This window comes from Zavarzinia aquatilis, from assembly GCF_003173035.1.
Taxonomy (GTDB): Bacteria; Pseudomonadota; Alphaproteobacteria; order Zavarziniales; family Zavarziniaceae; genus Zavarzinia; species Zavarzinia aquatilis.
The window spans coordinates 1-25840 of record NZ_QGLE01000014.1; the positions used below are offsets into that span (position 1 = coordinate 1).

The window sequence follows — 25840 nt, forward strand, 5'->3', positions numbered from 1 at the left end:
CAATGCCGTCGTCTTCGGGCTGGGCGGCATCGGCCTCAACGTCATCCAGGGCCTGCGCATGGTCGGGGCCAACATGATCGTCGGCGTCGACCTGAACGACGACAAGGAAGAGTGGGGCCGGCGCTTCGGCATGACCCATTTCGTCAACCCGAAGAAGGTCTCGGGCGATATCGTCGCCCATCTGGTCGAGCTGACCAGGGGCGGGGCCGACTATTCCTTCGACTGCACGGGCAATACCACGGTGATGCGCCAGGCTTTGGAATGCGCGCACAAGGGCTGGGGCGAGAGCATCGTGATCGGCGTCGCCGCGGCGGGCCAGGAAATCTCCACCCGTCCCTTTCAGCTGGTGACCGGGCGGGTGTGGCGCGGTACGGCCTTCGGCGGCGCGCGTGGCCGCACCGATGTGCNCCGAACGGCGTCGCACCGGAGCCTGCCCATGACCATCGAAACCGTCGAGCTGCACAAGGCGTACCAGGGACTGCAGGGCGTCTATCGCCATCAGTCCTGGGCGACGGGCGGCACCATGACCTTTGCCGTCTACCTGCCGCCGCAGGCGAAGTCGGCGAAGGTGCCGGTGCTGACCTATCTTTCGGGCCTGACCTGCACGCACGCCAATGTGATGGACAAGGGCGAGTACCGCCGGGCCGCGGCGGAATATGGCATCGCCATCGTCTGCCCGGACACCAGCCCGCGCGGCACCGGCGTCGCCGACGACGACGCCTATGACCTCGGTCAGGGCGCCGGTTTCTATGTCGACGCGACAGAGGCGCCCTGGGCACCGCATTTCAGCATGTGGACCTATGTGACCGAGGAATTGCTGGCGGTGATCGCCGAGCATTTCCCGATCGACCTCGACCGTCAGGGCATCACCGGCCATTCCATGGGCGGCCACGGTGCCCTGACCGTCGCCCTGCGCAATCCGGGCCGTTTCCGCTCGGTCTCGGCCTTCGCGCCCATCGTCGCGCCGACGCAGGTGCCCTGGGGCCAGAAGGCCCTGCCCGCCTATCTCGGCCCCGACCGGGCGCTGTGGCGCCGGCATGACGCCGTCGCCCTGATCGAGGATGGCGCCCGTCTGCCCGAGCTTCTGGTCGATCAGGGCACGGCGGACAATTTCCTCGACAGCCAGCTGAAGCCCGAGTTGCTGCGCAGTGCCTGCGACCGCGCCGGCATCGACCTGACCCTGCGCCTGCAGGGCGGTTACGACCATTCCTACCATTTCATCTCGACCTTCATGGCCAGCCACGTCGGCTGGCACGCCATGCGGCTGCGCGGCTGACCCCTGCAGACATGGCGTTGGACAGGGCGCCGGGTTGACGGGCAAGGTCGCCCCTTCCCGTCCCCTGTCGCGGCCGTGCCCTGAATGAAGAAAGTCCTGACCGATCCCTTCCTGCTGTCGCTGTTCGGCATGGTCGTGCTCGCGGTGATCCTGCCGGGGCCGGGCCGCACCGGCGGCTTGCTGCACATGGAATGGGTCTCGTCCTACGGCATCGCCGTGGTCTTCTTTCTCTATGGCCTGACCCTCGCGCCCGAGAAGATGCGGGCGGGCCTGATGCACTGGCGGCTGCATCTGGTCGTCGTGCTCGGCACCTTCGTGCTGTTCCCGCTGGTCACGATCGGCGCCGAAAAGGCGGCGAGCCCGCTGTTTCCGCCGGAAATCTGGGCCGGCTTCTTCTATGTCGCCGCCCTGCCCTCGACCGTGTCGTCCTCGGTCGCCATGACCTCGCTCGCCCGGGGCAATGTGCCGGGCGCCCTGTTCAACGCCAGCCTGTCGAGCCTGATCGGCGTCTTCGCGACACCGGCCCTGATGGCCTGGTATCTGAGCCAGAGCGGCGCGCCCGCCCTGCCGCTCGGCACGGTCATCTTCAAGATCGTGCTGCTCGTCCTGCTGCCGACGGTGATCGGCCAGTTGCTGCACCGGCCGCTGATCGGCTGGGCGACGCGCCATGCCGCCCGCATCAAGCTGCTGGACCGGGCGGTCATTCTGGCGATCGTCTATAATTCCTTCTGCGATTCCGTCGAAAGCGGCCTGTGGCAGCAGCACGACCCCGCGCTGCTGGTCGAAATCGCCGTCGCCTCCGTCGTCCTGTTCTTCATCGTTTACGGCGTGCTGACGGTCCCGTGCAAACTGCTCGGCTTCAACCGCGAGGACCGGATCGCCGCCCTGTTCTGCGGCTCGAAGAAATCGCTGGCGACCGGCGTGCCGCTGGCCGGCATCATCTTCGGCGCCAATCCGGCCCTTGGCCTGATCATCGCGCCGATCATGATCTATCACTTCCTGCAGCTGGTGATCGTCTCGGTCATCGCCAACCATTACGGCACGCAGGCCGCCAAAGCGGGCTGAAGCCGCCGACACAGGCTTGAGGCGAAACGAAAGCCCAGCCACAATGCCAGGGTATTCAGGCGGAGCCCCGGTGAACCAGACGACGATTTCCCGCAGCGACCTGATCGACCGGTTGCGCCTGATCCGCACGGAAACCGTGGGGCCGGTCGCCTTCGAGCATCTGCTGTCGCTCTATGGCACCGCCGCGGCGGCGCTGGACGCCCTGCCCGGCCTTGCCCGCAAGGGCGGCGGGCGGGTGCTGCGCGTGCCCGCGAAGGCCGAGGCGGAGCGGGAAATCGCCGCGACCGAAAAGGCCGGTGCCCGCTTCCTCGCCCGGGGTGAAGCCGATTATCCCCGCCTGCTCGCCGCGATCGAGGCGGCGCCGCCCCTGATCACGGTGAAGGGCCATGTCCATCTGGCGCGGCCGCCGGCCGTGGCCATGGTCGGCGCCCGCAACGCCTCGGCCGCCGGACAGCGCCTGGCGCGCGAAATGGCGGGCGATATCGGCCGGGCCGGCATGATCGTCGTCTCGGGCCTGGCCCGGGGGATCGACGGCGTTGCCCATGTCGCCGCGCTCGATACCGGGACCATCGCCGTCGTCGCCGGCGGCATCGACATCGTCTATCCGCCGGAACATGCCGAACTTCAGGCGCGGATCGGCGAGGCCGGCCTGATCGTCGCCGAAATGCCGGTCGGGACCCAGCCGCAGGCGCGCCATTTTCCGCGCCGCAATCGCCTGATCTCGGGTCTTGCGCTTGGCGTCGTCGTCGTCGAGGCGGCGCTGAAGTCGGGCAGCCTGATCACCGCGCGCTTCGCCCTCGAGGCGGGGCGGGAGGTGATGGCCGTGCCGGGCAGCCCGCTCGACCCAAGGGCGCGGGGCGCCAACGACCTGATCCGCCAGGGGGCCCGCCTCGTCGAATCGGGGGCGGAAGTCGTCGATGTCCTGCGCCCCATGGCCGAGGCGCCGCTGGCCGAGCCCGCGCGCGACGGTTTCGCCGCCGGCCCGCCGAAGCCCCCGGACGAACCCGAAATCGCCCGGCACCGGAACAGGATAATCGAATTATTGTCGCCCGTGCCGATTGCCGTCGACGAGCTGTTGCGGCAAGCCGAATTGACACCCCCTGTAGTTTTCACCATTTTGCTCGAACTGGAACTGGCTGGCCGCCTGATGCGCCATGCCGGCGGGCGGGTCTCGCTGATCTGACCGTTTTTTGCTTCTGCGCTGTAGAACCGAGACCCAATGAACGTCGTCATCGTCGAGTCGCCGGCGAAGGCCAAGACCATCAACAAATATCTCGGGCACGATTACACCGTGCTGGCGAGCTTTGGTCATGTCCGCGATCTGCCCGCCAAGGACGGCTCCGTCCGTCCCACCGAAGATTTCGCCATGGACTGGGAAGTCGACGCGGACGCCAAGAAGCGGATCGCCGACATCGCCAAGGCCTGCAAGGGCGCCCACCGGCTCTATCTCGCCACCGACCCGGATCGCGAGGGCGAGGCGATTTCCTGGCACGTCCTGCAGATCCTGAACGAGAAGAAAGCCCTGAAGGGCGTCGAGGTCGGCCGCATCACCTTCAACGAGATCACCAAATCGGCGGTCACCAGCGCGATCAAGGCGCCCCGGATGCTCGATCAGGAACTGATCGACGCCTATCTCGCCCGCCGCGCCCTCGATTATCTGGTCGGCTTCACGCTTTCGCCCGTGCTGTGGCGCAAGCTGCCGGGTGCCCGCTCGGCCGGCCGCGTGCAATCGGTCGCGCTGCGCCTGATCTGCGACCGCGAGCTGGAGATCGAGCGGTTCAAGACCCAGGAATACTGGTCAGTGCTCGGCCATTTCGCGGCCGGCGACGGCAGCGGCTTCGATGCCCGCCTGACCCATCTCGACGGCAAGAAGCTCGACAAGTTCGACATCAATTCGGCCGACAAGGCGGAAAGCGCCAAGGCCGCGATCGAGCGCCGGGACTTCCACGTCGAGGCGGTCGAATCGAAGCCCGGCTTCCGCAACCCGGCGCCGCCCTTCACCACCTCGACCCTGCAGCAGGAAGCGGCGCGCAAGCTGGGCTTTTCCGCCCAGCGCACGATGCAGCTCGCCCAGCGGCTCTATGAAGGTATCGACGTCGACGGCGAGACCGTCGGCCTCATCACCTATATGCGGACCGACGGCGTCTCCATGGCCAATGAGGCGATCCACGCCGCGCGCGGCCTGATCGACAGCCGCTATGGCAAGGCCTATGTGCCGGACGCGCCCCGCATGTACAAGACCAAGGCGAAGAACGCGCAGGAAGCCCATGAGGCGATCCGCCCGACCGATTTCGCCCGCCATCCCGACAAGCTGCGCCGCCTGGACCCCGACCAGCAGCGGCTTTACGAACTGATCTGGAAACGCGCCCTCGCCTCCCAGATGGCGAGCGCAAGGGTCGAGCGGACGACGGTCGACGTCACCTCGCGCGATGCCCAGGTCGTGCTGCGCGCGACCGGCTCCGTCGTGCTGTTCGACGGCTTCCTGACCCTCTATCAGGAGGGCGAGGACGACCGCGCGCGCGACGACGAGGACGGCGGCCGCCTGCCGAAACTGACCAAGGGCGAGGGCCTGCGCCGCGGCCCGGTCACCATTGCCCAGCATTTCACCGAGCCGCCGCCGCGCTATTCCGAAGCCAGCCTGGTCAAGAAGCTGGAAGAGCTGGGCATCGGCCGGCCCTCGACCTATGCCTCGATCCTGACGACGCTGCGCGACCGCGCCTATGTCACGATGGAGAAAAACCGCTTCATCCCCGAGGACAAGGGAAGGCTGGTCACCGCCTTCCTTGAAAGCTTCTTCACGAAATACGTCGAATATGGCTTCACCGCCAATCTCGAGGAACAGCTCGACGACGTCTCGGCCGGCAAGCTCGGCTGGAAAGATGTCTTGCGCGCCTTCTGGACCGATTTCATCGCGGCCATCGACGGCACCAAGGAGCTGAAGATTTCCGATGTGATCGAGGCGCTGGACCAGCTCCTCGGCCCGCATCTCTTCCCCGAGGGCGAGGATGGCAAGGACCCGCGCGTCTGCCCGTCCTGCGGCAACGGCCGCCTGTCGCTGAAGCTCGGCAAATTCGGCGCCTTCATCGGCTGCTCCAACTATCCCGAATGCCGTTTCACGCGGCAGTTCGGCGTCGGCGGCGACGACGCGCAGAAAAACGCCATCGGCGAGGACGGCATCAAGATCCTGGGCGAGGATCCCGCCAGCGGCGAGAAGATCACCCTGCGCTCCGGCCGGTTCGGGCCTTACGTCCAGCAGGGCGAAGGTGAAAAGCCCAAGCGCGCCAGCCTGCCCAAGGACATGACGCCGGACGCCGTCGACCTCGACAAGGCGATTGCCCTCCTGTCGCTGCCGCGCGACATCGGCGCCCATCCCGAGAGCGGCAAGGTGATCCAGGCCGGCATTGGCCGCTATGGCCCCTATATCCTGTGCGACGGTCGCTATGTGAATCTGCCGACCTCGGAGGAAGCCTTCACCATCGGCCTCAACCGCGCCGTCTCCCTGCTGGCGGAGCCGCCCAAGCGCGGCAAGCGCGCGGCGGCGGAACCCCTGAAGGCCTTCGGCGACCATCCCGAGGACGGCAAGCCGGTCAACATCATGGACGGCCGCTTCGGGCCTTACGTCTCGTGGAACGGCATCTATGCCACCCTGCCCAAGGGCAATGATCCGCAGGCGGTGACGCTCGAGGAAGCCCTCGCCCTGCTCGCGGCCAAGGCGGCCAAGGGCGGCGGCAAGAAGAAGGCCGCACCGAAGAAAGCCGCACCGAAGAAAGCTGCCGCGGCCGAGGGCGAGACCGCCCCGGCCAAGAAAGCCCCGGCCAGGAAGCCGGCGGCGAAAAAGCCGGCGGCCAAGAAGCCCGCCGCCAAAGCGAAGAAGGCGGGCTGATCGGCGTGGCGAAGCGTCCGCCCCGGGCCATGACACCGCTTCCGACCAAGGAAGAGATCGCCAAATTCCTGGCCGATCACCCCGGCAAGGTCGGCAAGCGGGAAATCGCCCGCGCCTTCGGCATCACCGGCGACGCCCGGATTGAGCTGAAACGCCTGCTGGCCGAAATGGCCGACCAGGGCATCCTCGGGCGGGAGCGGCGCCGTGGCCTGGTCGCCGCTGGTGCCCTGCCCTCGATCACCGTCATCGAGGTGATCGAGGCGCCGGAGGACGGCGAATTGCTGGCCCGCCCGGTGCAATGGCCCGAAGGGCTGGACGTGCCGGAAATCGACGTCCTGCCCGGCAAGCATCCCGGCCCGGCGCCCACCGTGGGCGACCGCGTGCTGGCCCGGATCGAGCGGGGCGAGGACCATCTGGGCCACGCGCGCTATCGCGCCACCATCATGCGCGCCCTCTCCCGCGAGGCGGAACGGGTGATGGGGGTCATCCGCATCGAGAAATCGGGCGAGGCTCGCCTCGTTTCAGTCGACCGGCGCGCGAAGACCGATTACCGGGTCGACAGCGCCGACCTGAAGGGCGCCCTCGACGGCGAACTGGTCTCGGCCGAAACCATGCCCGGCCGGCCCATGGGCCTGCCCAAGGTCCGCGTGCGCGAGCGCCTCGGCGACATGGGCGAGGCGAAGTCGATCAGCCTGATCGCCATCCACAGCCACGGCATCCCCGTCGCCTTCCCGCCCGAGGCGATCCGGGAGGCGAAGAAGGCCGTTCCGGTTCCCCTCGGCAAGCGCGAGGACTTGCGGCCCCTGCCCCTCATCACCATCGACCCCGTGGATGCCCGCGATCACGACGACGCGGTCTTCGCCGAGCCGGACGATGATCCGAAGAACCCGGGCGGGCATCATGTCGTGGTCGCCATCGCCGATGTCGCCCATTACGTCCGGCCCAATTCCGCCCTCGACCGGGCGGCGAAGGAGCGCGGCAATTCCGCCTATTTCCCCGACCGCGTGGTGCCCATGCTGCCGGAGGAACTGTCGACCGATCTCTGTTCCCTGATCGAGGGGGAGGACCGGGCGGCGCTCGCCCTGCACCTCTGGCTCGATTCCGAGGGCAACAAGATCCGCCACCGCTTCAGCCGCGCCCTCATCCGCATCGCCGCCGGCGTCCATTACGCCCAGGCGCAGGAGGCCATCGACGGCAAGACCGACGAGATGACCGGCCCCCTGCTGGAGCCCGTCCTGAAGCCGCTGTGGGCCGCCTGGAAGGCGGTGATGATCGCCCGCGAGAAGCGGGAGCCTTTGGAGATCGACGCGCCGGAGCGGGTGATCCGCCTCGGCGCCAGCGGCCATGTCCTCTCGATCGAGCCGCGCGCCCGTCTCGATGCGCACCGGGTGATCGAGGAATTCATGATCCTCGCCAATGTCGCGGCGGCGGAAGAACTGGAGACGAAGCGCCAGCCCTGCATGTACCGGGTGCACGACCAGCCGACCGCGACCAAGCTCGACGCCCTGCGCGAATTCCTGCGCACCATCGACATCAAGCTGGCCAAGGGGCAGGTGCTGAAACCCCGGCAGTTCAACGGCATCCTGGCCCGGACCGCCGAGGGGCCGCACGCCCGCGCGGTCGCCGAAATCGTGCTGCGCAGCCAGGCCCAGGCGGTCTACACGCCCGAGAACATCGGCCATTTCGGCCTCGCCCTGCGGCGCTACGCCCATTTCACCTCGCCGATCCGGCGCTATGCCGACATTCTCGTCCACCGGGCGCTGATCCGGGGCTGCAAGCTGGGCGACGGCGGCCTGTCGGACGACGAAGTGCCTTTGTTCGAGGAAACCGCCGAACACATCTCGACCACCGAGCGCCGGGCCATGGCGGCGGAGCGCGAGTCCACGGATCGCTACCTCGCCGCCTATATGGCCGACCGGGTGGGCGCGACCTTCACCGCCCGGGTCTCGGGCGTGACCCGTTTCGGCCTGTTCGTCACCCTGGACGAAACCGGGGCCAATGGCCTCGTGCCCATTTCGTCCCTCGGCAATGATTTCTTCCGCCATGACGAGGCGGCCCATGCCCTGGTCGGGCGCGATCCGTCGAACCGCTTCAGCCTCGGCGATCAGGTGAAGGTGACCTTGCGCGAGGCGACGCCGATCACCGGCGGCCTGGTGTTTTCCATCGCCCGCCCGGGTAAGGACGGCATGGATGGCGACGAACCTGCCCGTCCCGGACCCCGCTTCCGCCGGGGCGCGGGCGCGTCACGGGGTCGCGCACCCTTGAAGAAGTCCAGAAAGCGCACTTAAGTACACGTCGAGATCGGAGAAAACCCATGCCCATCGACGTGAAGACCGGCGCCTCGCACAAGGCGGCCGAGCCGGCCCCCCGGGACTGGAAGCCCGCGGTGCTGAACGGCGCCAGGCTGCGCTGCCCCAACTGCGGCGAGGGGCGCATGTTCCACGCCTATCTGAAGGTGAATCACGCCTGCCCGGCCTGCGGCGAAGTGCTGGACCTGCACAAGGCGGACGATGCACCGCCCTATTTCACCATCACCATCGTCGCCCATATCGTGGTGCCGGCCCTGCTCATCGTCGAACAGAACTGGGCACCGCCCGAATGGCTGCACGCCGTGATCTGGCTACCGCTGTGCCTGATCCTGTCGGTGGTGCTGCTGCCCTCGGTCAAGGGCGCCCTCATCGGCCTGCAATGGGCCTTCCGGATGCACGGCTTCGGCATCGAAGACGACGAACCGGTGCCCGAGCCGAAACCCGACGCGGCTTGAGCGTCGGCCCATCCTCAACGCAACAAAGCCCTCTCCTCCTCGGAGGAGAGGGAGAAGACAGGAAGCCCCCTCTCCGCCCCTTGGGGGGGAGAGGGCCGGGGAGAGGTGGGAAACCCCTCAGATCTTCGGCGGGGTGACGCCTGCCGCGACCAGCGCCTGCGTCAGCGAGGCCTTCAGGCGGCCGAGGGCGGCTTCGTCGCTGCCTTCGGCGCGGGCGACCAGCACCGCCTGGGTGTTGGAGGCGCGCAGCAGCCACCAGCCGTCATTGGTCTTCACGCGGACACCATCGGTCGCGTCGACCGAGGCACCGGCGGCGGCGAGGGCCGCTTTCACCTTGTCGACGATGGCGAATTTCTCTTCCTCGGCGACGGCGAAGCGAAGTTCGGGCGTGTTCACCGTGTCGGGCAGGCGATCGCGAAGGTCCGCCAGCGAGACGCCGGCATGGACGACGGCGGTGATCAGGCGGAGGCCAGCATAGATCGCGTCGTCGAAACCGTAGAAACGGTCGGCGAAGAAGATATGGCCCGACATTTCGCCGGCGAGCGGCGAGCCGGTCTCGGCCATCTTGGTCTTGATCAGCGAATGGCCGGTCTTCCACATCAGCGGCTTGCCGCCCAGCTTGGCGATCTCGTCGAACAGGACCTGGCTCGCCTTCACGTCGGCGATGATGGTCGAGCCCGGACGATCCTTCAAAAGGTCGGCGGCGAGGATGGCGAGCAGCTGGTCGCCCCAGATGATGCGGCCCTTGGCGTCGATCGCACCGATACGGTCGGCGTCGCCATCGAAGGCGATGCCGAGGTCGAGCTTGTTCTCGGCCACGAGATGCTGCAGCTGTTCGAGGTTCTCGGGCTCGGTCGGATCGGGGTGATGGTTCGGGAAGGTGCCGTCCACCGCCTCGTTGATGATGATGTGGCGACCCGACAGGCCGGCGACGATGCGGCCGAGCACGGCACCGGCGGCGCCATTGCCCGGATCCCAGCCAATGGCCAGATTGTTCGGCACCGCTTCCTCGAGCAGGCGGGCGATGTAGCGGTCCTTGATGTCTTCGTGACGGTCGCTGCCCGCGCCCACGTTCAGGTCGCCGGCGGCAGAGATGCGGCCGATCTCCTGGATGCTTTCACCGAAGAAGGACTTCTTGCCCAGCATCATCTTGAAGCCGTTGTGATGCGGCGGGTTATGGCTGCCGGTGACCTGGATGCCGCCGTCGGTGCCCATGGTGGTGGCGGCGAAATAGAGCATCGGCGTCGGGCCGGTGCCGATACGGATCACCTCGGCGCCCGCGGCCTTCAGGCCCTCGACCAGGGCGGCTTCCATGCCGGGGGACGAGACGCGGCCGTCGCGACCGACAACGATCTGCGGCGCCGCCTTGCCCGTCGCGCGGGACACGGCGGTGGCAAAAGCGCGGCCGAGGGCGGTCGCGTCGCTTTCGTGCAGGGTCTCGCCGACGATGCCGCGGATATCGTATTCGCGCAGGATCGACTTGTGGAACTGATAGGCGTTGCTCACGTCGGATATCCTCTGGTCAATGGGCCTGGACCGGCGCGCGGCCGATCGAATGATAGGAGAAGCCGGCCTCGGCCATTTCGTCGGGACGGTAGATGTTGCGCAGGTCGACGACGACCGGCACCTTCATCAGCCGCTTCATGCGCGACAGGTCGAGGGCACGGAACTGGTTCCATTCGGTGATGATGACGAGCACGTCGGCGTCGGCCATGGTGTCATAGGCGCCGGTGACCCAGGTCACGCCCGGGATCAGAGCCGCCGCGGCCTTCATGCCCTCGGGGTCATAGGCGCGGACCGTCGCGCCGGCCGCGATCAGACGCGGCAGGATGTCGAGCGAGGGCGCGTCGCGCATGTCGTCCGTGTTCGGCTTGAAGGTAACGCCCAGCACCCCCACCGTCTTGCCGGCGAGATCGCCCCCGGCGGCGGCGATCACCCGATCCGCCATGGCGATCTTGCGGGCATCGTTCACGGCGACGACGGATTCGACGATGCGGCTGGGCGAGCCGGCATCCCGCGCCGTCCGCACCAGGGCGAGCGTGTCCTTGGGAAAGCAGGAGCCGCCGAAACCCGGCCCGGCGTGCAGGAATTTCTTGCCGATGCGGCCGTCGAGGCCGATGCCGCGGGCAACATCCTGCACGTCGCCGCCCACCTTCTCGCACAGATCGGCCATCTCGTTGATGAAGGTGATCTTGGTCGCGAGGAAGGCGTTGGCCGCGTATTTGATCAACTCCGACGTCTCGCGCGAGGTAAAGACGAAAGGCGTCTCAAGGAGGAACAGCGGGCGGTAGAGCTGGCGCATGACGGCGCGCGCCTTGTCGCTCTCGGTGCCGACGACGACCCGGTCGGGCCGGCGAAAATCCTCGATCGCCGAGCCTTCGCGCAGGAATTCCGGGTTGGAGGCGACGTCGAAGGCCAGGTCGGGCCGCAGGGCGCGGATGCGCCGCTCGACCTCGGCGCCGGTACCGACCGGCACGGTCGACTTGGTGACGACAACGGCATAATTGTCGAGCGCGAGGGCGATTTCCTCGGCCGCGGCATAGACGTAAGTGAGGTCGGCGTGACCGTCGCCGCGCCGGCTGGGCGTGCCGACGGCGATGAAGACCGCATCCGCGCCGCGCACCGAGTCCGCCAGTTCGGTCGAGAACGACAGGCGACCGGCGGCGACATTCTCGGCGACGAGCTTGTCGAGGCCGGGCTCGAAGATCGGAATCTCGCCCCGGCGCAGGGCCTCGATCTTGCTCGCATCCTTGTCGACGCAGATGACGCTGTGACCGAATTCGGAAAAACAGGCACCGGAGACGAGACCGACGTATCCGGTGCCGACCATGGTTACGCGCATGGCAACTCCTCAGGCGGTCAGAGGCCGGCCGCCGTCTTCGCGATATAGGGCGCGAGCTTCGGGCCGATGTCGGGCCGGGCCAGCGCGAAAGCGATATTGGCTTCGAGGAAGCCGACCTTGTCGCCGCAGTCGAACCGGGTGCCTTCGAACGAGAAGCCGTTGAAGGGCACTTCGCCGATCATCTTGGCCAGGCTGTCGGTCAGCTGGATTTCGCCGCCGGCGCCGCGCTCCTGGCTCTCCAGCTTGGCGAAGACCTTGGGCGAGAGGATATAGCGGCCGATCACCGACAGGGTGGAGGGCGCGACCTCCGGCTTCGGCTTCTCGACGAGACCCTTCACCTCGGTCAGGCGGCCGTCGACCTTGCCGGGGGAGAGAATGCCGTAACGCTGGGTGTGTTCGCGCGGCACGTCCATGACCGCGAACATGTTGCCGCCGACGCCGGCATAGGCTTCCGCCATCTGGGCGAGGCAGGGCTTCTGCGCCAGCACGAGATCGTCGGGCAGGATCACGGCGAAGGGCTCGTCACCCACCAGTTCCTTGGCGCAGAGCACGGCATGGCCAAGGCCGAGGGCTTCGGGCTGGCGGACATAGGAAACCTGGCCAAGGCCCGGCTGCCAGGCGCGCAGGGCTTCCAGCTCGGCGGTCTTGCCGCGGCGGGACAGGGTCTCTTCCAGCTCGAAATGGCGGTCGAAATGGTCTTCGAGGGCGGTCTTGCCGCGGCTGGTCACGAAGATGAAATGCTCGCAGCCCGCGGCCTTGGCCTCTTCCATCGCGTAATGGATCAGGGGCTTGTCGACGACGGGCAGCATTTCCTTGGGCATGGCCTTGGTCGCCGGCAGGAAGCGCGTCCCCAGGCCACCGACAGGGAACACGGCTTTGCGGATCTTGATCGTCATTTCACGGAGACTCTGATCTTCGAGACGGGAAATCGCTCGCGACGTTCATGCCACGAGGCAGGCGCCTATAGCAACGCGCCTTTCACCGCAGAGTTCCTTGGGGGGATGCCTATTCCGCCGCGCTGACGAGGGGCGCCGCGTCCCGCGATACCGGCGGCAGGTCGAGGGAGGCGACCAGCGTCCTCACTTCCTGCCGGGCGGCGACTTCCGACATGGTCAGGGTCTGGCCGGTGCGGCCGAGATCGAGCATGGTCAGGCCCTGCAGGAACAGCTCGCGGTAGGTCACGCGCTCCGACAGGCCGGCGACGACGCGAAAGCCGATCCGCTTGGCGAGACGGGCGAGGACTTCCGAGACCCGGCGCTTGTTGCGGGCATCGAGATGGCCGACGCGGTTGCGCATCACCAGCCAGTCGATGGTGCCGCCGGTGCGGGCCCGGCGCTTGCGCATTTCCCACACGAGTTCGGAATAGAGCGAGGGCCCGAGGATCGAATGATCGTTGGGATCGACCCGGGCGATCAGGTCGAGGTCGATGAAACTGTCGTTCATCGGCGTCAGCAGCGTGTCGGCGCAGCCATGGGCGAGGCGCGACATGAAACTGTCGGAGCCGGGACAGTCGATGATCACGACATCGTGATTGTCGACATAGCTTTCGAGCACGCCGAGGAAGCGGCCGCGCTCGTCGGCCTGCGCTTCGTGGAAATCGGGGATCTCGCTGCGGGTGACCACGGCGAAGCTGGGCATCAGCATGTTCGCGCCCTCGGCCACCGCCTTGGCGCGGTTTTCGAGGTAGCGGGTCAGGGTGCGCTGACGACCGTCGAGGTCGATGGTGGCGACCCGCCGGCCCTGTTCCAGCAGGGCGACGACGAGATGCATCGCGCTGGTCGACTTGCCCGAGCCGCCCTTCTCGTTGCCGAGAACGACGATATGTGCGCGCCTGCCGTCGCTCATGGAACACCGCCTGCAGAAAATTCAGCCGCGAGTCGGCCTCTGCTCAATGGTCGGGGGGCCAAGGGGGTTCCGTCAATGATTCTGACTCGGGAATCCCGCGTCGGCACACAGACGAGACACAATATCGGCCAGGGGCGCCGCCCGCGCACCGCTATATCCAGTACCGCACCAGAGGGCGAGCATGTCGGCGTCGCCGGTCTTGCGGCCATGGCCGCGCAGGGCCTGCGTCATCGCGTTCTGCAGCGGAAAGGGCGGGATGGCGATGCCGGCGGCGTCGATCCCCCGGGTAAAGCCATTGGCGAGGCCGCGCGCCGCCCGGCCCGACCAGTGCCGGATCAGCCGGGTCGTCGCCCCGGCCGCGGCGCCCGCCGCCAGCGCATCCTTGTGCGCCTGCGGAATGCCGCATTCATCGGCGCGCAGCAGCGCCGTGCCGATCTGAGCGAGAGCCGCGCCGGCCTCGAGGGCGGCGCGGATGTCGCCCCCGGACATCAGGCCGCCCGCCGCGATCACCGGAATGTCGAGGGCGGACACCATCTGCGGCAGCAATTCGCGTAAAGGCACCAGCCCGTCCTCGAAGCTGCCGATGAAGGTGGCACGATGCGCCCCCGCCTCGCCCCCTTGCGCCACGACGGCGTCGACCCCGCTGGCGGCGACCCGGCGCGCCTCCTCGAGATGGGTGGCCGCGCCGATGACGAGAATGCCCTCGGCCTTCAGCGCGGCGACCATGCCGGCATCGGGGCAGCCGAAGACGAAACTGGCAATCCGGGGTCGCAGTCGGCGCAGCATGGCGAGCTGGGCGGTGAAATCCTGCTCGGGCGGATCGGGCAGATGGGGCGGCGGCAGGCCCGCCGCCTCGTGAAGCGGGGCGAGATGGACCAGCATCCCCTCGACCACGCCCTCGGCCGGCGGCTGGCCGCAAGGCAGGAACAGGTTGATGTTGAGGGGTGCCGCGGTCGCGGCCGCGATCTCCTCCACCTGGGCCTTCATCGCCTCGGGCGAAAGATAGGCGGCGCCGAGGGAGCCGAGCAGGCCGTGCCTCATGCAGGCCACGATGAAAGCGGGCGGCGTCGCCCCGCCGGCCATGGGCGCCTGCACGATAGGTGTCGGCAGCCCCAGCCGGGCCTGAAAATCGGTCATTCTCGCCTCCCTCCCGTTTCGATCAGGAAATCCAAGCGGACGCGGGCGCGCAAGACGCCTCGGGCGCATGGCATGATGCAGGCCCTGCATTGGGGGGAGACGATGACGACGGGCATGATGACGGTGACGATCCATTCCGAGGTGGCCGCGCCGCCGCGACGGGTGTGGGACCATGTCTCGACCTTCGCCGGGGTGAACGACGAACTGGCGCCCCTGCTGCGCATGACGCATCCGCCCGGCCGGGACATACTCGATGACAGCCTGCCGCTGAACCGCCCCCTGTTCCGCAGCTGGCTGCTGCTCTTCGGCGTGGTGCCGGTCGATTACGATCTGATCGGCTTTGCCGCCCTCGTGCCGGAAAAGGGGTTTTCCGAGCGATCGAGCATGGCGAGCCTCAAGCTGTGGCATCACGACCGTGCGCTGACGCCAGTCACCGGTGGCTGCGCGGTGACCGACACGCTGGCCTTCGTGCCCCGGATGCCGGGAACGGGCCGGCTCGCCGCCGCCCTCGTCGCCTTCCTGTTCCGCCACCGCCATCGCCGGCTGGCCCGGCGTTTCGGCGCGCTTGGTCCGATCACGGTCAAATTGGCGCCGGCCTGACACGAAAGCCCGGCTGTCCCGGGCAGGGAAACATTGACTTCGGGTTGGGACTGGCATACTCGCGGGGCGAAATCCGCCGAAAGCGGGTCCCGCGTACCGAGGAAACGCAGACGAATGTCCCAGCCCGCCGCCCTGCCGCTGCCCGTCGCCCGATCCGTCGCCAGCCTGCGCCAGACCGTCGCCGACTGGCGCAAGGCCGGCCTTCGCATCGGCTTCGTGCCGACCATGGGCGCCCTGCACGCCGGTCACCTGTCCCTGGTCGAGCGGGCGAAAGAGCGGGCGGACCGGGTCGTCGTCTCGATCTTCGTCAATCCGACCCAGTTCGGCCCGAGCGAGGATTTCAGCAAATATCCCCGGCAGGAAGCCTCGGACGCCGCGCGGCTGGCCGCCTTCGGCGTCGATCTGCTCTATTCCCCCTCGGTCGCAGAAATGTATCCCGCAGGCGCCGCGACCACGGTTTCCGTCGGCATCGTCACCGAGCGGCTGGAAGGCGTGTTCCGTCCGACCCATTTCGATGGTGTCGCCACCGTCGTCGCCAAGCTGCTGAACCAGGTGCAGCCCCATGTCGCCGTCTTCGGCGAAAAGGATTACCAGCAGCTTCTCGTCGTGAAGCGCCTCGTTTCCGATCTCGACATCGACAGCGAGATCGTGCCCGGCCCGACGGTGCGGGAGGCCGACGGCCTCGCCATGTCGTCGCGCAACGCCTATCTCTCGGACGAGGACCGGGCCATCGCCGCCAGCCTGCCGGCGACGCTGAATTTCGTCGCGACCCAGCTGCGCTCGGGCGTCGACGCCGCGCCGATCCTCGAGGCCGGCCGCATCCGCCTCATGAAGGCGGGTTTTCGCGAGGTGCAATATCTTGACCTCGCCGATGCCTCGACCCTCGCCCCGCTGGAGCGGGCCGACCGCCCGGCCCGGCTGCTGGTCGCCGCCCTCGTCGGCGCCACCCGCCTCATCGACAATATGGCGGTATAAACGCTGCCGCTGGCGAAGCGCCCTCGCTTCGTGATGGTATGACGCCCCACACAGCGATGGACGGTTTCATGTCGACCGACGATTCGGCCCAGGCTTCCCAGGCTCCTCCTTTCGAGATCAGCACCTCGCGCCAGTTTTCGGCCTGGCTGGCGGAGATGGGCGCCTCACTCGCCTTCACCACCTATCAGGCGGGCAAGCTGTTCTTCATCGGCCTGAAGCCGGACGGTCACCTGTGGGTGCACGAGCGCAGCTTCGAGCGCTGCATGGGCCTCGCCGCCGAAGGGAATGGCCTGCTGATGGCCAATCTCTGGCAGATCTGGCGCTTCGAGAACACATTGCCACCCGGCCAGAAATCGGCCAATGGCGCCGACCGGCTCTATGTCCCCAAGGTCGCCTGGGTGACAGGCGACGTCGATGCCCATGACGTCGCCTTCGATGCCGACGGCAGGCCGGTCTTCGTCAACACCCTGTTTTCCTGCATCGCCACGGTCAGCGAGACGTCGAGTTTCGTGCCCCTGTGGCGCCCGCCTTTCGTCAGCCGCTATGCCGCCGAGGACCGCTGCCATCTGAACGGCCTCGCCATGAAGGACGGGCGCCCGGCCTATGCGACGGCGGTCGGCGAGACGGATGCCCCCGATGCCTGGCGCGAGCACCGCGCGGGCGGCGGCGTCGCCATCGACATCGCGGCCAATGAGGTTGTCGCGCGCGGCCTGTCCATGCCGCATTCGCCGCGGGTCCATGACGGCCGGCTGTGGCTGATCAATTCGGCGGCCGGCGAATTCGGTCATGTCGACCTTGCCAGCGGGCGGTTCGAGCCGGTGTCCTTCCTGCCCGGTTACGGTCGGGGGCTGGCCATCCACCAGCGTTTCGCCGTGGTCGGCCTGTCCAAGGCGCGCAAGAACCGGACCTTCTCGGGCCTGCCACTGGACGATGCGCTGGCGAAGCGGAAAGCTGAGGCGCGCTGCGGCCTCTTCGTCATCGACCTGGTGACCGGCGATGTCGTGCACTGGCTGCGCATAGAGGGCATCGTCGACGAGCTTTACGACGTCGCCATCCTGCCGGGCACGCGGATGCCGGCCGCCATCGGCATCAAGTCCGACGAGATTCGCCGGGTCATCTCGGTCGGCTGAGGGGCGCGGCGGCCGCGCCCCCTGCCCTGTTTCACGCCTGCCAGGCGGGACGGCGCTTCTCGAGGAAGGCGGACAGGCCTTCCTTGGCCTCGTCCGTGGCGCGGCGCTTGGCGATGGAAACGGCGGTCAATTCGCCAAGATCGTCGTCGATTTCCAGGAACTCGATTTCCGCGACCAGGCTCTTCGCCCGGGCGACGGCGCCGGGGGCGTTGAGGAAAATGGTCTCGATCAGCTTGTCCGCCCGGTGTTCCAGCGCCGGGGCGTCCGGCAGCAGTTCGGAGACGAGGCCGATGCGCAGGGCTTCGGCGCCGTCGAAACGCTCGCCGGTCTGGAAATAGCGGCGGCAGTTGCGGGCACCGATGGCGCGCAACACATAGGGCGCGATGGTGGCCGGCATCAGGCCGATCTTCACTTCCGACAGGGCGAAGGCCGCGTTCGGCGTCGCCAGCGCGATATCGCAGCAGGCGACGAGGCCGACGCCGCCGCCATAGGCCGGACCATCGACGAGGGCGATGGTCGGCATCGGCAGGCGGTCGAGGCGGGCGAACATCTCGGCGAGGCCGCGCGCGTCTTCCAGATTCTCGTCATAGATCTGGCCGGCCTGGCGCCGCATCCAGTTCAGGTCGCCGCCGGCCGAGAAGCTCTTGCCTTCCGCCCGGATGATGACGGCGCGGACGCTGTCCTGATTGCCGAGGTCGGCGAAGATGGTCGACAGGCGCTCGATCGTCGCCTCGTCGAAGCAATTGTGCTTCTCCGGCTTGGCCAGGGTGACGATGGCGAGGCCCGCCGGGGTCATCTGCAGGCGGACGCCGGCTTCGAGGTCCGGCTGGGCGAGGCCGGGGGCGATATCCGAAGGTTCGGTCGTGGTCATGAAATATCCTCGGCTTGCGGCTGGGTTCAGCCGCCGTGGTGGCTGGCCGGCCATTGCGGCAGGCCGTCCGCGATCTGATAGGAGTCGCCCTTGTCGGCGACGAAGATATGGACCGCCTGGGCAAGGCCGGTCGGCCCGTCGAAAGCGCCAAGGGCAATGGCGGTGTAAGTCTTGTCCGGCATGTCCCAGAACAGGGAGGCGCCGCATTCCCGGCAGAAACCGCGCCGCGCCCGCTCGCTGGAGCGATACCAGGCGAGGCCGCGCTGGTTGTGGAAATTCAGGCGGTCGCGCCGCACCGAGGTATAGGGACCGGGCGCGCCGTGCCAGCGCCGGCACTGCGAGCAGTGGCAGACGCTGACCTCGCCGAATCGGCCGTGCGCCGTGAAGCGCACCGCGCCGCACAAACACCCGCCTTCGAGGCTCCTGTTCCGGTCGTCCATCCTCGACTCTCCCTCGCGCGGCATTGTTCCCGGCGCGCGCCGGAATGCAAATTGAATCTCATTCGATATGGCAGGCGCAAGCCTCGTCCTGACCGCCCCGCGCGAGGTCGTCGAGGATCGGACAGTCCGGCCGGTCGTCGCCATGGCAGGCATCGGCGAGGTGATGCAGGGTGCGGGCCATGGCCTGAAGCTCGGCGATCTTGGCTTCCAGCGTCTCGACATGAGCCAATGCCATCTGCTTCACCTCGGCCGAGGCGCGGCGCCGGTCGCGCCAGAGGTCGAGGAGCCCCGAGATCGCGTCGAGCGAGAAACCGAGATCGCGCGAGCGCCGGATGAAGCGCAGGGTCTCCACATCCCGCCCGGCATAATGGCGATAGCCGGCGGCGGAGCGGGGCGCCGCGGTCAGCAGGCCGATGCTTTCATAGTGCCGGATCATCTTGGCCGAAACGCCCGAGGCGGCGGCGGCTTCGCCGATGTTCATGTTCGGTCTCCTTACCGGCCTGGGCGCCAGCGGCGCAGGAGCAGGGCATTGCCGAGGACGCTGACGCTGCTGGCCGCCATGGCGATGCCGGCGACCACCGGCGACAGCAGGCCCGCCGCCGCCAGCGGAATGCCGACGACATTATAGGCGAAGGCCCAGAACAGGTTCGAGCGGATCTTGGCCGAAACCGCCGCCGCGAGATCGAGGGCGGCGGGCACCAGCCGGGGATCGGGCCGCATCAGGGTGATGCCGGCGGTCGCCAGTGCGACATCGACGCCGCCCGCCATGGCGATGCCGAGATCGGCCGCGGCCAGCGCCGGGGCATCGTTCAGCCCGTCGCCCACCATGGCGACCACGCGGCCCTGCCCCCGGTAATCGGCGATGGCGGCCGCCTTGTCGCCGGGCAGCACTTCGGCGCGCACGTCGCCGATCTTCAGGCGCCGGGCGATGACCTCGGCCGCCGCGCGCCGGTCGCCCGACAGCATGGCGGTGGCGACGCCCCGTGCCGTCAGCTGCGCCACGGCCTCGGCGCTGCCCGGCCGGTCGCCATCCTCGAAGGCGAAGCGGGCGATGGCCCGGTTACCGGCGAGAAGAATGCTCTCGGTCGCGCCTTCGGCGATGGTATCGGTCGGCAGCTCGGCGCCCGCCTCGGCGGCGGCGCGGGGGCTGCCCAGAAGGTAGTCGGTGCCTGAAACCGTGCCCGCGACACCCCGCCCGGCCAGGCTGCGCCCGCCCTCGACCGTCGGCAGGGCGAGATTGCGTGCCTCCGCCGCCCGTCGGAGGGCAAGGCCCAGCGGGTGGTCGCTGCTCGCCTGCAGGGCGGCGGCGATGGCGAGGACCTCCTCCTCCGTCAGATCGGCCAGCGCCTGCAGGCCGACCAGCCGGGGCTTGCCCTCGGTCAGGGTGCCGGTCTTGTCGAAGACGACGAGGTCGATGGTACGGGCGGCTTCCAGCGCTGCGGGGTCGCGGATCAGGATGCCGTTCTTCGCGGCAAGCCCGGTGCCGACCATGATCGCCGCCGGCGTCGCGAGACCAAGGGCGCAAGGACATGCGATCACGAGGACGGCGACGCCATGGATGATCGCCGCCTCCGCCCCCGCCCCGGCGATCAGCCAGCCGAGGATGGTCAGCGTGGCGATACCGACAACGACCGGCACGAAGATCGCCGAGATCCGGTCGACCAGGCGCTGAATGGGCGGTTTCGCGCCTTGCGCGTCGGCGACCATGCGCATGATCGTGCCGAGGAACGCCTTGCCGCCGGTCGCCGTCACCCGGACATGCAGCCGCCCCTCGCCATTGACCGAGCCGCCGACGACCGCATCGCCCGGCCCCTTGGCGACCGGCAGGCTCTCCCCGGTCAGCAGGGCTTCGTCGAGGGCGGATTCGCCCTCGACGATCACACCATCGGCCGGCAGCCGCGCGCCCGAGCGGACGGAGACGACATCGCCCGCCTTCAGACTGTCGGCCGGGACTTCCCGCTCCGCCCCATCGGGGCCGATCAGGATCGCCTTGTCGGGCCGCAGGGCCGCGAGGGCGCGCAGGGCCGCGCCCGTCTCGCGCTTCGCCCGCGCCTCCAGATATTTGCCGAGGAGGACGAGGGTGATCACCGCGGCCGATGCCTCGAAATAGAGGTGATGGCCGCCGTGGACGAACAGCAGATAGAGGCTGAGGCCAAAGGCCGCCGTGGTGCCGAGGGCGACCAGCACATCCATGTTGCCGCTGCCGGCGCGCAAGGCTTTCCAGCCATGCAGATAGAAGCGCCAGCCCAGTTGCCCCTGAACGATCCCCGCCAGCGCCAGCTGCACGATGCCCGGCAGCATCAGCGACGGCACCGCCATGGGCAGCACCAGCGGCAGGGTCAGGCCGACGCCCAGCAGCACTTCCCACAAGCGGGGCGCGCCCTGCCCGACCGGCGCGGCGAATTCGTCGGCGGCGACGGCGGCTTCGTAGCCCGCATCTTCCACCGCCTCAATCAGGGCGGCGGCGGGGGCCGTGCCCTGCACCCGGGCGATTTCGGTCGCGAGGTTGACATTGGCCGCGCTGACGCCGGGCACCGCGTTCAACGCCTTTTCCAGCCGCGTCACGCAGGCGGCGCAGGTCATGCCGTCGATCTTCAGGCTGAGGCTGCTCATGATGCTTCCCATCGCTAATATGGGGACAGCGGACACCTTCCCAACATGGGAAGGTCAAGGATAAAAATCGAGCCTTGACCTTACCATGATGGGAAGCCCCATCTTTCAGGCATCGCGTATTCAGGAGATACGATCATGCAGACATTGACGGTGACCGGAATGACCTGCGGCGGCTGCGCCAAATCGGTCGAAAAGGCGGTGACCAAGGCCGCGCCGGACGCCAGCCCCAGCGTCGACCTTGCCTCGGCGACTCTCACCTTCGCCGACACGGCCGACCGCAAGACCGTCATTCAGGCGGTGGAAAAGGCCGGCTTCGGCGTCGCCGCCGCCTGATCGCGCCTTGCGGGTTGACGGCGCCCCCCGCTTTGGCGCAAAGCCTTTGGTCATGGACGCCGCCCACCCCGATCAGGACACAGACGACCGCGACACGGCGCAGCGCCATGCCGCGCTCGTCGAGCGGGCTTGCCTGCGCCGCGACGGTGATGCCGTTGCCGCCGTCGGCGACATTCTGGCCAACGAGGTGGCCATCGCCCTCGTCTACAACGGTGTCTCCCACGCCGTGATGATGGCGAGCCCCCTCGACCTCGAGGATTTCGCCATCGGCTTTTCGCTGGCGGAAGGCATCGTCGCCACGGCATCGGAACTCCGCGACATCGCCCGCGCCGACCATGACCGGGGCATCAGCCTCGACATCGAGATCCCCGCCGCCCGTTTCGCCCGCCTGAAGGAGCGGCGCCGCGCCCTGACCGGGCGGACCGGCTGCGGCCTGTGCGGGATCGACAGTCTCGACGAGGCGCTGCGCCCGCCGCCCAGGGTGGTGGGTGGACCGAAGATCGCCGCCGGGGCCATCGCCCGCGCCATGGCGGGGCTGGCCGCCGGGCAGGTGCTGAACCGCGAGTCTCACGCCGTCCATGCCGCCGGCTGGGCCGGGCGGGAGGGCGATATCCTGCTGCTGCGGGAAGATGTCGGGCGTCACAATGCGGTCGACAAGCTGACCGGTGCCCTTGCTAGGCAGGGCATCGACCCGGCGGACGGCTTCCTCGCCGTCACCAGCCGCTGCTCGTTCGAGATCGTGCACAAGGCGGCGACGGCGGGCATCGCCGTGATCGCCTCCGTCTCGGCCCCGACCGATTACGCCGTGCGGCTGGCGGAAGAGGCCGGCATCACCCTGATCGCCTTCGCCCGGGGGCAGCGCCATTCGATCTACAGCCGGCCGGAGCGCCTGATCCCATGACCAAACTGATCGGCTTCGCCGGCTGGAGTGGCAGCGGCAAGACCACGCTGGTCACCCGCCTGATCCCCGCGCTGATCGCGACCGGGCGCACGGTTTCGACCATCAAGCACGCGCATCACGATTTCGATGTCGACCAGCCGGGCAAGGACAGCCACAACCACCGTGTCGCCGGGGCGGCGGAAGTCATCGTCGCTTCCAGCCGGCGTTTCGCCCTGATGCACGAGCATCGCGGCGCGTCCGAATGGACGCTGGACCAGCTGCTGGCCAAACTCTCGCCGGTCGATGTCGTCATCGTCGAGGGGTTCAAGCGCGACCCGATCCCCAAGATCGAGGTTTATCGCGCCGATGTCGGCAAGCCGCTGCTGCAGCCGGACGATCCCCATATCGTCGCCGTCGCCGCGCCCCATGCCCCGGCCGGCATCCCTGTGCCCTGGCTGAACCTCGACGATCTCGGCGCCATCGTCGATTTCCTGATCGCGGGGCATTACGTTTGAGCCGGCAGCCCCTGCTGACCGTCGACGCGGCGCTGGCCCTGATCGGCGCACGGATCGCGGTGCCGGCGGGTTGCGAGACCGTGCCCGTCGCAGGCGCCGCCGGCCGCGTGCTGGCCCGGCCGGTGCTGGCGAGCGAGGCCCTGCCCGCCGCCGATAATTCCGCCGTCGACGGCTATGCCCTGCATGGGACGGGCGATAACGCCTGCCGTCTCGTCCCGGGCCGCGCGGCGGCCGGCCATCCCTTCCCCCATGCCCTCGCTGCGGGGGAGGCGGTGCGCATCCTGACCGGCGCCGTGGTGCCGGACGGGACAAGCGCGGTCCTGATGCAGGAACAGGCGCTGATCGAGGGGGACATTTTACGCTGGCAGGGCGATTTGCGCCCCGGTGCCAACATCCGCCGCAAGGGCGAGGTGCTGCGCCCCGGTGAAGCCGCCCTGCCCGCCGAGCTGCGCCTGACCCCGGTGCACCTCGGCCTGCTGGCCGATCTCGGCGTGACCGAGGTCGGGGTTCGGCCGCGCCTCCGGGTCGCGCTGCTGTCGAGCGGCGACGAGTTGCGCCCGGCCGGCGCGCCGAAGGCCGCGCATCAGGTGACCGACAGTAACCGGCCGATGCTGCGCGGCTTCCTCGCCGATCTCGGCTGCGAGGTGAAGGACGGGCCGATCCTGCCGGACGACCGCGCCGCCATCGCCCAGGCCCTGCGCGAGGCCGCGGCCAGCGCCGACCTCGTCATCACTACCGCCGGCATGTCGGTCGGCGAGGAGGATCACATTCCGGCGATCCTTCATGGCGAGGGGGAGATGATTTTCCACCGCCTCGCCCTGAAGCCGGGCCGGCCCATGGGCCTTGGCCTGCTGGGGGGTACGCCGGTGCTGGGCCTGCCGGGCAATCCGGGCGCGGTCGCCGTCACCTTCGCCCTGATCGGCCAGATGCTGGTGCGGCACCTCGCCGGGGAGGCGCCACGCCCCCTGCCCCGTTACACGGTGCCCGCCGGCTTTGCCTACGAGAAACCGGCGGGCGACCGCGCCCTGCTGCCGGCACGGCTGAACGGCGGCAAGCTGGAGCGGGTGGCGCGCAACGCCGCCGGAAACCTCGCCTGGGGCGGCGATGCCGAAGGTTTCGCCGACATCGCCGAGGCGACCACCAGCATCGCCCCCGGCGATCCCGTGGGTTTCATCCCCTTCGCGGGCGCCCTGCGGTGAAGCCGGCCGGCCTCATTCTGTGCGGCGGCCTGTCCCGCCGCTTCGGCCGGGGCCCCAAGATGCTGGCGCCGCTGGCCGGGCGGCCACTGGTCGAGCATGTGATCGAGCGGGTGGCGCCGCAGGTCGGCCGCCTCGCCCTCAATGTGAACGGCGATCCGGCGCCCTATCTCGGCTATGGCCTCGACATCGTGGCCGACACGCTGCCGGGCTATCCCGGGCCGCTGGCGGGCGTGCTTGCCGGGCTTGCCTGGGCGAAGGGGCCGCTGCTGACCGTGACCGGGGACGAGCCTTTCGTGCCCCGCGACCTCGCGGCGCGCCTTGCCGCCGCCGATGCGCCCGTCGCCTTCGCGGCATCCCATGGACGGGACCACTGGCTGAGCGCGCTGTGGTCGCCTGCGCTGGCCGACGACCTGCACCACGCCCTGACGATCGAGAAGCTGGACCGGGTGGGCGGTTTCGTCCGCCGCCATGCCTCGGCGCGGGTCGATTACGGCGACGGGACGCCCGATCCCTTCTTCAACATCAACACGCCCGAAGACCTGGCCACGGCGGAGTCGATGCTGGCGTCATGATCACGCGGCTCGAATTTCTGCTGGCCCTCGCGCGGGAGCAACATTTCGGCCGGGCGGCCGACGCCTGCGGCGTGACCCAGCCCACCCTGTCGGCCGGCCTGAAGCAGCTGGAAGCGGAACTCGGTGTCTTGCTGGTCCAGCGCGGCTCGCGCTTCCAGCGCCTGACCCCCGAGGGGGAAAAGGTGCTGGGCTGGGCCCGGCGCATCGTCGGCGACACGCGGGCGATGCGGCAGGATGTGGAGGCGATGCGCAAGGGCCTGTCGGGTCACCTGACCATCGCCGCGATTCCGACCGCCCTGCCCATGGTGCCGGAGTTGACGACGCCGTTCCGCGCCCGCCATCCCAATGTCAGCTTCACCATCCTGTCGCGCACTTCGGCCGAGGCGCTCGCCCTCGTCGACAATCTCGATGCCGATGCCGCGCTGACCTATCTCGACAACGAGCCGCTGGGCAAGGTGGCCACCGTACCCCTGTACCGCGAGCGTTACCGCCTGCTGACCAACCCGGATGCGCCGCTTGGCGACCGCGAGAGCGTGACCTGGGCCGAGGTCGGCGACGTGCCCCTGTGCCTGCTGACCCCGGACATGCAGAACCGGCGCATCATCAACGCCCTGCTGAAAGCCGCCGGCTGCGTCGCGACGCCGACCCTCGAATCCAATTCGATGATCGTGCTCTTCGCCCATGTCCGCACCGGCCGCTGGTCGAGCGTGATGCCGGCCAAGCTGGCGGCCACCCTTGGCCTGCCGGAAAACATCCGCTCGATCCCGATCCGCGAGCCGGAAGCGGCCCATACCATCGGCCTCGTCGTCGCCGAGCGGGACACCACGACCCCGCTCTGCGCCGCCCTCGTCGCCGAAGCCCGCACCCTCGCCGCCCGCCTCGACGACGAGGATTGAGGCC

24 protein-coding genes and 1 pseudogene are annotated in these 25840 nt (G+C 68.6%); 16 read left to right on the forward strand and 9 right to left on the reverse strand.

The genetic code is table 11. The features are described 5' to 3' along the window. The 7 genes and pseudogenes from DKG74_RS21855 to DKG74_RS18685 form a co-directional block, all read left to right on the forward strand. A pseudogene (locus tag DKG74_RS21855) lies at positions 1-406 on the forward strand (zinc-binding dehydrogenase); the annotation flags it as partial. Positions 407-436: 30 nt separating this feature from the next. Continuing rightward, positions 437-1276, forward strand: a complete 840-nt coding sequence (gene fghA, locus DKG74_RS18660) for an S-formylglutathione hydrolase (RefSeq protein ID WP_165837765.1) — start codon at positions 437-439, stop codon at positions 1274-1276. Between the two features lie 84 nt (positions 1277-1360). Next, complete coding sequence (locus tag DKG74_RS18665) at positions 1361-2341, forward strand: bile acid:sodium symporter family protein (protein WP_109907701.1); 981 nt, start codon at positions 1361-1363, stop codon at positions 2339-2341. A 70-nt stretch (positions 2342-2411) separates the two neighbouring features. Then, positions 2412-3524 (forward strand): DNA-processing protein DprA, encoded by a 1113-nt coding sequence (dprA, locus tag DKG74_RS18670; protein WP_243404168.1) that lies wholly within the window; start codon positions 2412-2414, stop codon positions 3522-3524. Between the two features lie 36 nt (positions 3525-3560). After that, entirely contained in the window at positions 3561-6224 is a 2664-nt protein-coding gene (topA, locus tag DKG74_RS18675; RefSeq protein ID WP_109907703.1) for a type I DNA topoisomerase, read from the forward strand. 29 nt (positions 6225-6253) lie between these two features. Next, the gene (rnr, locus tag DKG74_RS18680) at positions 6254-8512 is read left to right on the forward strand and encodes a ribonuclease R (RefSeq protein WP_109907704.1); all 2259 of its coding nucleotides are present in this window, start codon (positions 6254-6256) and stop codon (positions 8510-8512) included. 26 nt (positions 8513-8538) lie between these two features. Beyond that, on the forward strand, positions 8539-8988 hold the full coding sequence (locus tag DKG74_RS18685) for a DUF983 domain-containing protein (RefSeq protein ID WP_109907705.1): 450 nt from the start codon (positions 8539-8541) through the stop codon (positions 8986-8988). 117 nt (positions 8989-9105) lie between these two features. On the opposite strand, the gene pgmG is transcribed toward DKG74_RS18685, so the two are convergent. The 5 genes from pgmG to DKG74_RS18710 form a co-directional block, all read right to left on the reverse strand. Then, entirely contained in the window at positions 9106-10494 is a 1389-nt protein-coding gene (gene pgmG, locus DKG74_RS18690; RefSeq protein ID WP_109907706.1) for a phosphoglucomutase/phosphomannomutase PgmG, read from the reverse strand. Between the two features lie 16 nt (positions 10495-10510). Next, the gene (locus DKG74_RS18695; RefSeq protein WP_109907707.1) at positions 10511-11830 is read right to left on the reverse strand and encodes a UDP-glucose dehydrogenase family protein; all 1320 of its coding nucleotides are present in this window, start codon (positions 11828-11830) and stop codon (positions 10511-10513) included. A gap of 17 nt (positions 11831-11847) precedes the next feature. Then, complete coding sequence (galU, locus tag DKG74_RS18700) at positions 11848-12726, reverse strand: UTP--glucose-1-phosphate uridylyltransferase GalU (RefSeq protein ID WP_109907708.1); 879 nt, start codon at positions 12724-12726, stop codon at positions 11848-11850. 109 nt (positions 12727-12835) lie between these two features. Beyond that, positions 12836-13675 (reverse strand): division plane positioning ATPase MipZ, encoded by an 840-nt coding sequence (locus DKG74_RS18705; RefSeq protein WP_109907709.1) that lies wholly within the window; start codon positions 13673-13675, stop codon positions 12836-12838. A 72-nt stretch (positions 13676-13747) separates the two neighbouring features. Further along, the gene (locus tag DKG74_RS18710) at positions 13748-14812 is read right to left on the reverse strand and encodes an NAD(P)H-dependent flavin oxidoreductase (RefSeq protein ID WP_207779416.1); all 1065 of its coding nucleotides are present in this window, start codon (positions 14810-14812) and stop codon (positions 13748-13750) included. Between the two features lie 72 nt (positions 14813-14884). Between DKG74_RS18710 and DKG74_RS18715 the strand changes: the two genes are divergently transcribed. The 3 genes from DKG74_RS18715 (at position 14885) to DKG74_RS18725 (ending at position 17517) form a co-directional block, all read left to right on the forward strand. Beyond that, entirely contained in the window at positions 14885-15412 is a 528-nt protein-coding gene (locus DKG74_RS18715; protein ID WP_207779417.1) for a hypothetical protein, read from the forward strand. Positions 15413-15526: 114 nt separating this feature from the next. Continuing rightward, a complete protein-coding gene (panC, locus tag DKG74_RS18720) occupies positions 15527-16387 on the forward strand; it encodes a pantoate--beta-alanine ligase (protein ID WP_109907710.1) in 861 nt (286 codons plus the stop codon). Positions 16388-16455: 68 nt separating this feature from the next. Then, positions 16456-17517 carry a TIGR03032 family protein gene (locus DKG74_RS18725; RefSeq protein ID WP_109907781.1) on the forward strand — a complete coding sequence of 354 codons (1062 nt, stop codon included), beginning with the start codon at positions 16456-16458 and terminating at the stop codon, positions 17515-17517. Positions 17518-17548: 31 nt separating this feature from the next. Here the strand turns inward: DKG74_RS18725 and DKG74_RS18730 are convergent, their stop codons facing one another. From DKG74_RS18730 to DKG74_RS18745, 4 genes are read right to left on the reverse strand one after another with little or no spacing between them, the layout of a single operon-like run. Continuing rightward, positions 17549-18388 (reverse strand): enoyl-CoA hydratase-related protein, encoded by an 840-nt coding sequence (locus DKG74_RS18730; RefSeq protein WP_165837757.1) that lies wholly within the window; start codon positions 18386-18388, stop codon positions 17549-17551. Between the two features lie 26 nt (positions 18389-18414). Further along, positions 18415-18828: a GFA family protein gene (locus DKG74_RS18735; protein WP_109907711.1), complete on the reverse strand. Its 414-nt coding sequence runs from the start codon at positions 18826-18828 to the stop codon at positions 18415-18417. Positions 18829-18886: 58 nt separating this feature from the next. Then, positions 18887-19309 (reverse strand): Cu(I)-responsive transcriptional regulator, encoded by a 423-nt coding sequence (gene cueR / locus DKG74_RS18740; RefSeq protein ID WP_109907712.1) that lies wholly within the window; start codon positions 19307-19309, stop codon positions 18887-18889. 11 nt (positions 19310-19320) lie between these two features. After that, entirely contained in the window at positions 19321-21441 is a 2121-nt protein-coding gene (locus DKG74_RS18745; protein ID WP_243404169.1) for a heavy metal translocating P-type ATPase, read from the reverse strand. Between the two features lie 135 nt (positions 21442-21576). Here DKG74_RS18745 and DKG74_RS18750 point away from each other — a divergent pair, with 135 nt between their 5' ends. Genes DKG74_RS18750 through DKG74_RS18775 form a run of 6 tightly spaced genes read left to right on the forward strand, consistent with a single transcriptional unit; the run spans position 21577 to position 25836 of the window. Beyond that, positions 21577-21774 (forward strand): heavy-metal-associated domain-containing protein, encoded by a 198-nt coding sequence (locus tag DKG74_RS18750; protein WP_109907714.1) that lies wholly within the window; start codon positions 21577-21579, stop codon positions 21772-21774. 52 nt (positions 21775-21826) lie between these two features. Further along, the gene (gene fdhD / locus DKG74_RS18755; protein WP_109907715.1) at positions 21827-22675 is read left to right on the forward strand and encodes a formate dehydrogenase accessory sulfurtransferase FdhD; all 849 of its coding nucleotides are present in this window, start codon (positions 21827-21829) and stop codon (positions 22673-22675) included. After that, positions 22672-23169, forward strand: coding sequence for a molybdopterin-guanine dinucleotide biosynthesis protein B (gene mobB / locus DKG74_RS18760; RefSeq protein ID WP_109907716.1), 498 nt, complete (start codon positions 22672-22674; stop codon positions 23167-23169). The genes fdhD and mobB overlap by 4 nt, the downstream gene beginning before the upstream one ends. Beyond that, positions 23166-24368 (forward strand): molybdopterin molybdotransferase MoeA, encoded by a 1203-nt coding sequence (locus DKG74_RS18765; protein ID WP_165837758.1) that lies wholly within the window; start codon positions 23166-23168, stop codon positions 24366-24368. Before mobB ends, DKG74_RS18765 begins: the two co-directional genes overlap by 4 nt. Continuing rightward, entirely contained in the window at positions 24365-24940 is a 576-nt protein-coding gene (gene mobA / locus DKG74_RS18770) for a molybdenum cofactor guanylyltransferase MobA (protein ID WP_109907718.1), read from the forward strand. Before DKG74_RS18765 ends, mobA begins: the two co-directional genes overlap by 4 nt. After that, a complete protein-coding gene (locus tag DKG74_RS18775; RefSeq protein WP_109907719.1) occupies positions 24937-25836 on the forward strand; it encodes a LysR family transcriptional regulator in 900 nt (299 codons plus the stop codon). Before mobA ends, DKG74_RS18775 begins: the two co-directional genes overlap by 4 nt. Positions 25837-25840 lie beyond the last annotated feature (4 nt).

Excerpts from the sequence above, each read along its gene's own strand:
- fghA (WP_165837765.1), top strand. The coding sequence starts at position 437 with ATGACCATCGAAACCGTCGAGCTGCACAAGGCGTACCAGGGACTGCAG.
- DKG74_RS18665 (WP_109907701.1), top strand. The coding sequence starts at position 1,361 with ATGAAGAAAGTCCTGACCGATCCCTTCCTGCTGTCGCTGTTCGGCATG.
- topA (WP_109907703.1), top strand. The coding sequence starts at position 3,561 with ATGAACGTCGTCATCGTCGAGTCGCCGGCGAAGGCCAAGACCATCAAC.
- rnr (WP_109907704.1), top strand. The coding sequence starts at position 6,254 with ATGACACCGCTTCCGACCAAGGAAGAGATCGCCAAATTCCTGGCCGAT.
- DKG74_RS18685 (WP_109907705.1), top strand. The coding sequence starts at position 8,539 with ATGCCCATCGACGTGAAGACCGGCGCCTCGCACAAGGCGGCCGAGCCG.
- DKG74_RS18695 (WP_109907707.1), bottom strand. The coding sequence starts at position 11,830 with ATGCGCGTAACCATGGTCGGCACCGGATACGTCGGTCTCGTCTCCGGT.
- galU (WP_109907708.1), bottom strand. The coding sequence starts at position 12,726 with ATGACGATCAAGATCCGCAAAGCCGTGTTCCCTGTCGGTGGCCTGGGG.
- DKG74_RS18705 (WP_109907709.1), bottom strand. The coding sequence starts at position 13,675 with ATGAGCGACGGCAGGCGCGCACATATCGTCGTTCTCGGCAACGAGAAG.
- DKG74_RS18710 (WP_207779416.1), bottom strand. The coding sequence starts at position 14,812 with ATGACCGATTTTCAGGCCCGGCTGGGGCTGCCGACACCTATCGTGCAG.
- DKG74_RS18715 (WP_207779417.1), top strand. The coding sequence starts at position 14,885 with ATGATGCAGGCCCTGCATTGGGGGGAGACGATGACGACGGGCATGATG.
- panC (WP_109907710.1), top strand. The coding sequence starts at position 15,527 with ATGTCCCAGCCCGCCGCCCTGCCGCTGCCCGTCGCCCGATCCGTCGCC.
- DKG74_RS18725 (WP_109907781.1), top strand. The coding sequence starts at position 16,456 with ATGTCGACCGACGATTCGGCCCAGGCTTCCCAGGCTCCTCCTTTCGAG.
- DKG74_RS18730 (WP_165837757.1), bottom strand. The coding sequence starts at position 18,388 with ATGACCACGACCGAACCTTCGGATATCGCCCCCGGCCTCGCCCAGCCG.
- DKG74_RS18735 (WP_109907711.1), bottom strand. The coding sequence starts at position 18,828 with ATGGACGACCGGAACAGGAGCCTCGAAGGCGGGTGTTTGTGCGGCGCG.
- cueR (WP_109907712.1), bottom strand. The coding sequence starts at position 19,309 with ATGAACATCGGCGAAGCCGCCGCCGCCTCGGGCGTTTCGGCCAAGATG.
- DKG74_RS18745 (WP_243404169.1), bottom strand. The coding sequence starts at position 21,441 with ATGAGCAGCCTCAGCCTGAAGATCGACGGCATGACCTGCGCCGCCTGC.
- DKG74_RS18750 (WP_109907714.1), top strand. The coding sequence starts at position 21,577 with ATGCAGACATTGACGGTGACCGGAATGACCTGCGGCGGCTGCGCCAAA.
- fdhD (WP_109907715.1), top strand. The coding sequence starts at position 21,827 with ATGGACGCCGCCCACCCCGATCAGGACACAGACGACCGCGACACGGCG.
- mobB (WP_109907716.1), top strand. The coding sequence starts at position 22,672 with ATGACCAAACTGATCGGCTTCGCCGGCTGGAGTGGCAGCGGCAAGACC.
- DKG74_RS18775 (WP_109907719.1), top strand. The coding sequence starts at position 24,937 with ATGATCACGCGGCTCGAATTTCTGCTGGCCCTCGCGCGGGAGCAACAT.